This is a genomic window from Deltaproteobacteria bacterium CG11_big_fil_rev_8_21_14_0_20_49_13, from assembly GCA_002796305.1.
Classification (GTDB): Bacteria; UBA10199; UBA10199.
In genome coordinates, this window is the sequence record PCWZ01000050.1 from 45,961 (window position 1) to 55,355 (window position 9,395).

Genomic DNA, 9,395 nt, shown 5'->3' on the forward strand with positions numbered 1-9,395 from the left:
AAGTCTTTTTTAAGGTGTACGTTTTTTTTCCTGTTAGCCGTAACCTTCTTATCGATCCCCATACGCGCTAAGGCTTCGACGAATTGTTCCTCTAAAGATACCGATGGCGATTCGATCAATAACTGCATTGACAACTGTACCTATGATGCAAATCCGAACCAGCTTGACCTTGATGGTGATAAAATGGGAGACGCCTGCGACAGTGACATCGACGGCGATGCAGTAAAAGAACCGTATGACAACTGCCCGTCCATTGCCAACTACGATCAAGCGGATCAGGATGGCGATAAGACCGGCGATGTTTGCGATATTTGCGAAGGATTTGACGACAGCGCCGACGAAGACAGCGATGGAACTCCGGACGGCTGTGACGCCTGCGTGTGGTACGCGGGAAACACGTGTCCGCCATGCACGGATACGGAAGCTGACTATCAAAAATATGTTCCCGGAAAATCAATGGATACTTGTGATGCCTCGTCCATTCTCAATGAGGTCATTTGTGAAAATGGAAAACCGATCACTGAACTTGTAAGTTGTAAGAATAAATTTGGAAAGACGGCTACATGCAAAGACAATATCTGTATCATCCTGCCGGACAAAGATAAAGACGGCATTGTTGATAGCGCTGACAATTGCCCGGACTGGTTTAACACAGATCAAAAAGATTCAGATAACGATGGCATTGGTGATCTGTGTGACCCAGACAAAGACAATGATACCAAGAAAAATGAGGTCGATAATTGCCCGGACATTTATAACCCCGATCAAAAAGAGAGCGATGGCGACGGAATTGGTGACGCGTGCGACCCAGAAAACAACTTAGATCCGTGCGACCCTCCGGCTGACGAAGAGACAAAAGAGATATGCGATTGTCTGAAAGGGCCGGATACTGCTAAATGTCTCCCAAACTTGCCTAAAGACAAGACGCTTGGTGAGATAATAAATGATTCGGGAGGCGGCGGGGGCGGCCCGTCCTGTGATGGAGATGCTACGGAGTCTTTTAAACCATCCATTTCTACAATGAATTTCTATGCCATCACAGGAAAAGGCTATAACCAATGGGCCGCAGGTGAAGGCGGGAATATTTTTCAACGCTACGGTAACGGTAACTGGTCTGCAATTAATTCGCCGTGGGATATTCCTGCCATGAACAGTGTTAAAGTTTCAGATGACGACAGAACCGTTACCGACCTTTTTGGAATAGAAAAAGAGGGTGTTGCCGCAGTCACAAAATCAGGCCACTTCTTTTTGCTTACAGCTGGTAAATGGGCGCAGATAGGGCCGAGCGGCATTGGTGACGGCAAGTCTTTTGGAGTGCCCATTTTTGCCGTTCATGGAACGGGAAAGGATGACATATGGATTGCGGGCGGGGATGGCGAAATTTTTCACTTTGACGGTTCGAAATGGAAATCGGAAAAGGTTGGCTGGGTTTCCTATTGGTCGGTATTTATGAACTCTGAAAAAACAGCCGCACAAACTGTTACGTGGCGGGATCTATTTGCTGAAAATGGCGGACGGGTTTGGGTGGTTGGTGATGACGGCCATGTTGCCTATTGGCAGCAAAATAAGAAAGAGAGCGGCGTTACGCGTGCCATGAATATTTTTCGGTCTATATTTGGTCACAGCAGTAATGAGGGTGGATATTGGACAGAGGTTGACCTTAAAAATAATTCCGACCTCAGAGCGGTCTGGAGCGATGGAAAGGATGTTCGTCTTGGCGGAAGCGGCGGCCTGCTCTGGTGCGGCGGCAACACATCGTTTGAAGTGTGTCAAAATTTTTCGCCTGAGTCGACAATTTTAGGTATTTCGGGCGCTTCAAAAGATAATTTAGCAGTCGTGGGAACCTACTCAACATTTTACTTAAAGTCTGGAAGCGAATGGGCAAAAGAGAAACTTCCGTTCCCAAATAGTCTGACCGGAGTCTATAAAGAGGGGGAGTTTGTTTCGGCGTCCGGCATTAACGGAACTCTCTATGATCTTGGTGAAGAGAAGGCGTCTGCGAAGTTTATACAGAGAGAAAAACTTGCGCACAAGACATGGGCGCCAACCCGCTGGACCTCAGCAACCGGAAGCCTTGATGAATTCTGGCTGAGCGGGGACGACTTGAGTGTTGCACATTTCAAGGGGGTGAATGCTGAGCTGATATTTAGTGATGAGGCGTACCTGCCATTTTCTGATTACGTCAAAAAAGACTTTAGAGACATCTTTATAATAGACGGTTATTTCTATGTAGTAGGAAATGTTGACTATCTTTTGCAGGGGAACGCTAGCAACTCTGAATGGCAGAAAGTTTTCTACCCCACGTCTGTTACAAAACCAATAAGTCTTGTTGGGTTGTCGGCCGCAATGTTGAAATTCGGTCATCATTCGCAGAAGCTCCCAGACATGAGAACTGTTCGCGAGTGGAAAAACGGCGGTGTTTTGGTCGCCGGCAATTTGGGCCTATTTTCCTATGACAGGAAGAGCGGCGAAATTAATCTGTTAAAGAGCCTAAGCGCCCCTTCCGCTTCTTTGCGCTACAAAGATAATGATTATTTGGCCTCGGGCGACACTGTCTATTATGGTGATTTCCCATCATCTTATCAGTCGATAAATCTGCCAAAATCTCTCATACCGCAGGATATTACCGCTTCAAATGGCCACGTCTATATTGTCGGCAGTGAAGGCCCGCAAAATGAGAACAAAACTTTTCTTTTATCACCTAAATCTTCTGATGATGCCGTTCCTCAAATTTCATCCATTGGCCTGGGTGAATCAAAGAAGGCCCAGAACATGAGCTACATGGCAGATGTTTCAAGCAGTGGTGCAGACATTACGATGTCTGGCAGTAAGGCCTACCTTGGTTTGAAATCTGTATATTTTAAGATGAAGGGAAAAGGACCTCTCCCAGATATTCCGTTCATGGGCTATATAATAATGGGTGAAGATGGATATATGACTGTCTTTTATGACGAGCAGTATGAGCATGTAGAGATTAATCCTGAAGAAAAACTTGATGTCTATGATGGACTATATAATGTTAAGGATCATTATTGGAATATTTCAAATTTGCTCGAGGGAGAAGTACGCGCGAAGTGGTCTGCCGATGTGATAGGTGTTGGAGAGACAAACAAAATATCGAAGTTTTACGTATGGGGAGAATGTAAATTTACACCGTAGGGAGATACTATTCGAACGAGGTCGAGAACGATAATTTTAATGGAGCCCGTTATGACGAAAACAATTGCCTGTCATCGCGAGGAGCCCGAAGGGCGACGTGGCTATCCAGCGCCTAAAATCAGCCTCCTGATAATTTTTCTGGCTCTTCTCCAAAGTGGGCGGGTGATTTGATGGCATTTATGCTGAGAGGCTCATAACATTCTTGGGTAAGTAAAAAGTTGTCCGTCAGGTGGCGCGCCGGCCCCCGAATGGAGGGCTGGTGCGCGTGCGTGGATAACTACTTGTCGCGCTTGAAAACAACTTTCTTCTTCAGTTTATAAACAGATGGTTCACGTCTAATCGCTGATTCCCGTCATCTTGTCCCGCAAATCACCCACTCGATCGGGAGAAGAGCCATTTTTTAAAATATTCCTTCGCATCATTATATATGCCCCTCATGTTGCTCTCGCGCGGGCCGGCGATGTTGAGGTTGCTGATGTTGTTCTCGGTGAGCCATTTAACTATGTCATCCCCGCGCAAGCGGGGATCTAGAGTCTCTTCACGAGGTCCCCACTTTCGTGGGGACGACAGTTTATCCAGATCGATCACCAAACACGGCTTTTTATGAACTCGCGCCATTGCGATCGTGTATGCCGTACCACCGGTCGGTTTTCCTCGCGTAACGATAAGCGTGCCGTCTGAATCGCGCACATTCCATTCCGTGCGGACGGCATAATCACTACAGTCGGTCTCTTTTAACGGATATTTTGGATCGAGAGGCCCATCTTCTGCCTTGCGGCCCTTTGGACACCATCCGCCGCAAGGAATACCAAGCTCGATGGCCGCATCCAATGCTGCGCGGTCAACGCCTGTCTGGCCGCCAGAGATAATTTTAAGTTTCGCTGTCATTCTGAATCCGCTCATCCCAAGCTTGTCGAAGGACGACGGGCGAAGAATCTCCTATATCAATATGCGGGGGTTCCTTCGCCTGCGGGGCGGCTCAGGATGACCCTCGCTTACGTTCGGGTCATTTCTTCTCAATGACCGGCGCTTCCTTTGCCTTTCTGGCCTCATCGACCAGTTTTTGTGAGATGTGAGACGGAACCTGTTCGTAGTGGTTGAAGCTCATCGTGTGCGAAGCAGCGCCTGATGTCATTGAACGAAGCGTTGTGGAATATTTATAAAGTTCGGCCAGAGGTATCTGGGCCTTGATTATGCTCGTATCGCCCAAGCTGTCCATGCCGGCCACTTTTCCCCTGCGGCTCGAGATATCGCTTGTTATATCGCCCATGAAGTTCTGCGGAGCGGTGACCTCAACTGTCATGATGGGCTCAAGAAGTACCGGGCTTGCCTGTTCTTCGGCAATTTTAAATGCCATTGAGCCGGCTATCTGGAAAGCCATATCGCTCGAATCGACATCGTGATAACTGCCGTCAAAGACATCTACCTTTATATCTACGACCGGATATCCGGCGAGCGACCCTTTTTGCATGGTATCGCGCACACCCTTTTCAATGGCAGGGACATATTTCCCTGGGATAGAACCGCCGAATATGGAGTTGGTGAATTCAAATCCCTTTCCCGGAGCGGGGCTAAGCTCGATCCAGCAATCGCCGTACTGTCCCCTTCCTCCGGATTGTTTCTTATATTTTCCCTGAACCTTGACCGACTTTTTGACCGTTTCGCGGTAAGGGATCCTGGGCTTTCCAATTTCAACCTCAACACCGTATCTTTCTTTCAGACGCTCAAGCATGAGCTCCAGATGGATCTCACCTATTCCTGAAATGATCGTCTCGTTGAACTCGTGATCGATGTGCATCTTGAACGTCGGGTCGATCGACATGAGTTTAGAGAAACCGCCGCCTATCTTGTCGGAATCGGCCTTTGATTTTGGAAACACCGCCAATGAGACCATTGGTTCGGGAAATTTGATGTGATCAAACATTATCGATTTTGTCTTAGTGGCAAGAGAGTCGTTAAGGTTCGTGCTTTTTAACTTTGCAACACAGGCAATATCGCCGGCGAATATCTTTTCAATCTCTTCGCGGTTCTTGCCGCGCATAGCAAAAAGATGTCCCATTCTTTCGCTGGTCCGCTTTGATGCGTTGTAAACGTCATCTCCGTGAACGACCGTCCCCGACCAGACGCGGAAGAAACAGACATCGCCTATCCCGGGATCGCTGGTCGCTTTAAAAACAAATGCCGACAGAGGTTCGGCCGGGCTGGGGTTGTGTTTTTCCTCTGCGCCAGCCTCGTTCTTTCCGGTCGGGACCGGCATCTCTTTGGGAGAGGGGAACCATTCACAGAGCATCTGGAGGAAGGCATCCGTACCTACACCGTTAAGTGCGCTTCCAATAAAGACTGGAGAGATGTTACCACCCGCAACGCCCTTTGCAAAACCGTTCTTGATCTCATCGACGGTCAACTCTGCGCCGCCGAGATATTTTTCCATGAGCGATTCATCGTTCTCGGCGACAGTATCGAGTAATGCCGTGCGATAAGCTGCGGCTTTCCCCTGCGCGTCGGCAGGAACGTCGCACTCTTTCGCCTTACCGCCCTCCGAAACATATCCCTTCATATTAAAAACGTCGGCAACGCCCCTGAAATTTGGGCCGCTACCTATGGGAGCTTCTATAAGGACCGCCTTCGGAGCTACCGACCTTATTGATTCCATCACCTTGTCGATGTCTACCCTTTCGGAATCACATTTATTGATGAGAAATGAGACCGGTTTCTTTTGTTCGATGGCAAGGCTCAAAAAACGCCTTGTCGGGATATCTATTCCGGTGATGCCATCGACGAACACCATCGCGATATCGACCGCTGTTAAACATGCAATGACCTCACCTACAAAATCGGCGTAGCCTGGGGTGTCGATAACGTTTATCTTATAACCCTTCCATTCGCACGGTATTATCTTTGAAACTATGGTCTGTCTGCGCCTGATCTCTGCGGAATCATAATCGGCCATTGAGCTGCCGTCGCTAACTTTCCCTATTCTTGAATTTGCGCCTGTTGTGAAAAGAAGTGCATCTAAAAAACTTGTCTTGCCTGTCCCCTTGTTGCCGATGAAACATACGCTGCGGACCTTGTCTGATTCGTACACTTTCATAAAAGAGGCCTCCTTTATGGGTTAGTAAGAAGGCAAATCTTTAGCCCAAGAATGTTCGCGTGGCAAATGAATTTTGAGGATTAAAGATCGAACGAGAATATCGTTCCAGCAAATGGAAACAAGCTGTCGGGTTTTTCCAGTCTGAATATCAGAGGATCATCTTCAAAATTGAGCTGCAAGTTTATCGGCCAGATACCTGTCACGGTCTATGGCCGTATCCTCAGGCCAGTAGCCGGAGCTCAGCATCCTTCCGCCAAGCATAATACCAAATAGCGATGCCGGAAGGCGAAGCGAGTTCAGGACCTCATCTCCCAGAGTGGCCTTTTTATCCATCTCAACGGGCCTTTCGAGGTCTATTGTGCCAAGAAGGGAACCGCTATTTTCCAGCACCGACACCATGGACATAAAATGTGTGAATTGATAAGTGAGGCCCCTTGAGGTCCCGTAATAATTAAGGAGTCCCTGAACGCCTCTTTCTATTTCAGGCATAGCCAACCGCTCGCCAAATGCTGCGTCCGACATGCGAGGTATTTCGTTAAGAAACTTATCGGCTCCGGCAAGGTCGTATTTGAACAACGGCTGCAGTAAATGCGAAACGCCGTCCATCGCTCCAAAGACAAGCGAAGTACTCAACCATCTTTTCAAAAATTCAGATCCTGAAGGCACACCCGTTACGGGTATCATGGGAACATCTGTGGCCAGATTGAAACCAAGACCTGCCGCAGACTCTTCGGCAACGATGCCTGCTGTACGAACAGAGACAGCCTTTAAAAGGCCCATCTCGGAAGTATTCCATGACATCAGATAACTTGTTGACGATCTCCAGCCCAGACCCATCTCCCAATTCAAAACCACTCCCCTTAAGATTCCGGCAACCGCGCCCCCCAATATTGCGGAGCATATCGCTGCATAATAGCTCGCAATCTCGTTAGAGGTCTCATCTCCGGCCATTTGCTGGTACACGTGTGCCAGATTTTTTACATTGCGCTCATTGTACCCAGAAAGCTCATCGGGCAAGTCGGGGATCCTTAGATCGGCCGGACGAAAAAAGATCTCCGATTTAAGCGCCGCAAACGGCGCCAGTCTGATAAAGGATCCCTGAAGCTTTTGCGTGATCCAACTGCAATGATCTCGGAGCCAAAGAGCCTTCATCGTTTCCAAGATAGTGGTTAATCCGGAATATTTATTTTCCTCATGCCTTGCTATTTCTTTTCTGAGGTCAAGCCATTCAAGACCGGTCTTGACGCCTCGCAGGACCTTTGGAACGTCCATGTATGACGAAAGCCCTTTGGGGCGCTTTTCTCCCCAGTATTCTTCGGCCTTTCTAAAAAAGCCGTTGGCGTGATCGGAACTGCCGGACGCGATCTTTTTCTTTTCTTCTTCTATCCATGTTCTAATGTCCCGATCTTTCTCACGGCACGAATCGCATCCTTCGTTGTTTTCCGAATATGTTCTGGACAGCTCCAGATCCCATGTTATCACGTTCTCAATGGCGTCGGCCATGCTCGCCTCTGCCTGCTCCGCACCCTCTTTTGCAACGAGAACCGCCATTTTATCGACCCAATCGCCGGATCCCTTTCTAATATCATCCGGGCTTATTTTAAGGCCCCTTTTCACGGCCCACTGCGTGAATTCGTCAAGATCCACCACACCTGTTCTTTCCGCCGTCGAAACCACAGATCTAAGATCAAGGCCGAGCATTTGCAGTCTTATTGACTTAATCATCAATTCCAAGAACGGCTCTACCTTTTTTAGCGCTACAACTCTTTTAATTCTTTTCCGGTAGGCCGAACATCTGTTTTTGATAACGTTGACGGCATTTTGTACGGCGGGCCCCCTGTCTTCGAACATATTTTTCAAATCGTTCGCCATTTTTGAAAAATCAAACAGGATAGAATGGATCTGAAACATTATATAATATTCAAAATGGGAAGGTGTAACCAACAACGTTTTCCATGTTTCACCGGAAATTCCGGTCCCTATATTCGGAGGTTTTGCATTATCGAAATCGGTTTTGGCCTTTAAGATCAGTTCGGAAACCGACCTGTAGCGCATGACGGCCTCGGCCTGCAGATAAACCTGAGATATTTGCAAATTCACGGGAGTAGACTCCCTTGCTCTAAGGCCCTGAACGTTATCTATTGCCTTAAGCAGGAGCTGCTTGTCTTTTTCGGGCATATTTGCGGCAACCGCGCATATTAGATCGTCTTTGGATTCATTATCGGACCTTCTTAATGTCCTAACCAACTTCGCAATCTCTGGTTCAGAAAGGCCGGAGAAAAGTCCATTCACCTCTTTTTTGAGCGCCCCAACTCCAATAAGCCATATCACCGTTTTGTATCTGTCAAACATTGTTTCCATTTCCGGGGAGAGATGCCGCGCACTAGCGGCCGACTGGACCAGATCCAACAACTTTTTACACGCTTGGTCTAGCTCTGGCGAGAGCAGGCGGAAGACCTGAGGAATCAGATCGATGGAGAATTTCACATGCGCCATGTCGATCTTTAGATCGTTGCCGATCATACAGACAGGTTCCGGCACGCTTAAATCAGGGCATCCTTCGTAAAATATCTTCCGTACTGCCGGATTGGATAAGGCCTTGTTAATGATCTCGTTACTACCTATCTTGGAATACGAGGGGACCCCTTGGCCTATTGAAATATCAGGGTGCTCCGACGTGCAAAAAGCCTCTTCAGCATGAATATCCGGTTTTTGCAGTTTTTGCCGCTCCGGCATACTGTCGGGCGGGTTCAGGTCCCGAACTCGCCACCGCATGTAATCATATGAATTTACAACTGTTTTATCGTTTTTGACAGCCATATTGATCAGTGTACACGATCACACCATGGCAGGTTATCGGCTGAACTATGAATTTGTTGCTAAGAAAATAAGTTTTATGGCTCTTCTCCAAAGTGAGCGGGTGATTTGAGGGCATTTATGCTGAGAGGCTCATAACATTCTTGGGTAGGTAAAAAATGATGAATGCATTGTTAGTAAAAAGTTATCCATCAGGCGGCGCGCCGGCCCCCGAAGGGAGAGCCGGTGCGCGTGCGTGGATAACTGCTTGTCGCGCTTGAAAACAACTTTCTTTTCATTTATAAACAGATGATTCACGTCTAATCGCTTCTTCCCGCCATCTTGTCCC

The 9,395-nt window shown here is 47.8% G+C and carries 4 protein-coding genes; 1 reads left to right on the forward strand and 3 read right to left on the reverse strand.

Annotated features, from left to right (window positions below; genetic code table 11):
- The first annotated feature begins 183 nt into the window (after positions 1-183).
- Entirely contained in the window at positions 184-3,159 is a 2,976-nt protein-coding gene (locus COV46_04795; protein ID PIR17359.1) for a hypothetical protein, read from the forward strand.
- 369 nt (positions 3,160-3,528) lie between these two features.
- Here COV46_04795 and COV46_04800 read toward each other — a convergent pair whose 3' ends face one another.
- The 3 genes from COV46_04800 to COV46_04810 all read right to left on the reverse strand — a co-directional run bounded on the left by COV46_04800 (position 3,529) and on the right by COV46_04810 (position 8,986).
- A complete protein-coding gene (locus tag COV46_04800) occupies positions 3,529-4,062 on the reverse strand; it encodes a molybdenum cofactor carrier (GenBank protein ID PIR17320.1) in 534 nt (177 codons plus the stop codon).
- Positions 4,063-4,165: 103 nt separating this feature from the next.
- The gene (gene fusA / locus COV46_04805; protein ID PIR17321.1) at positions 4,166-6,268 is read right to left on the reverse strand and encodes an elongation factor G; all 2,103 of its coding nucleotides are present in this window, start codon (positions 6,266-6,268) and stop codon (positions 4,166-4,168) included.
- Between the two features lie 144 nt (positions 6,269-6,412).
- A complete protein-coding gene (locus COV46_04810) occupies positions 6,413-8,986 on the reverse strand; it encodes a hypothetical protein (protein ID PIR17322.1) in 2,574 nt (857 codons plus the stop codon).
- Positions 8,987-9,395: the final 409 nt, after the last annotated feature.

What these genes read in the sequence shown, in the direction of transcription:
- COV46_04795 (PIR17359.1), top strand. Translation starts at nt 184, where the DNA reads ATGGGAGACGCCTGCGACAGTGACATCGACGGCGATGCAGTAAAAGAA.
- COV46_04800 (PIR17320.1), bottom strand. Translation starts at nt 4,062, where the DNA reads ATGAGCGGATTCAGAATGACAGCGAAACTTAAAATTATCTCTGGCGGC.
- COV46_04810 (PIR17322.1), bottom strand. Translation starts at nt 8,986, where the DNA reads ATGCCGGAGCGGCAAAAACTGCAAAAACCGGATATTCATGCTGAAGAG.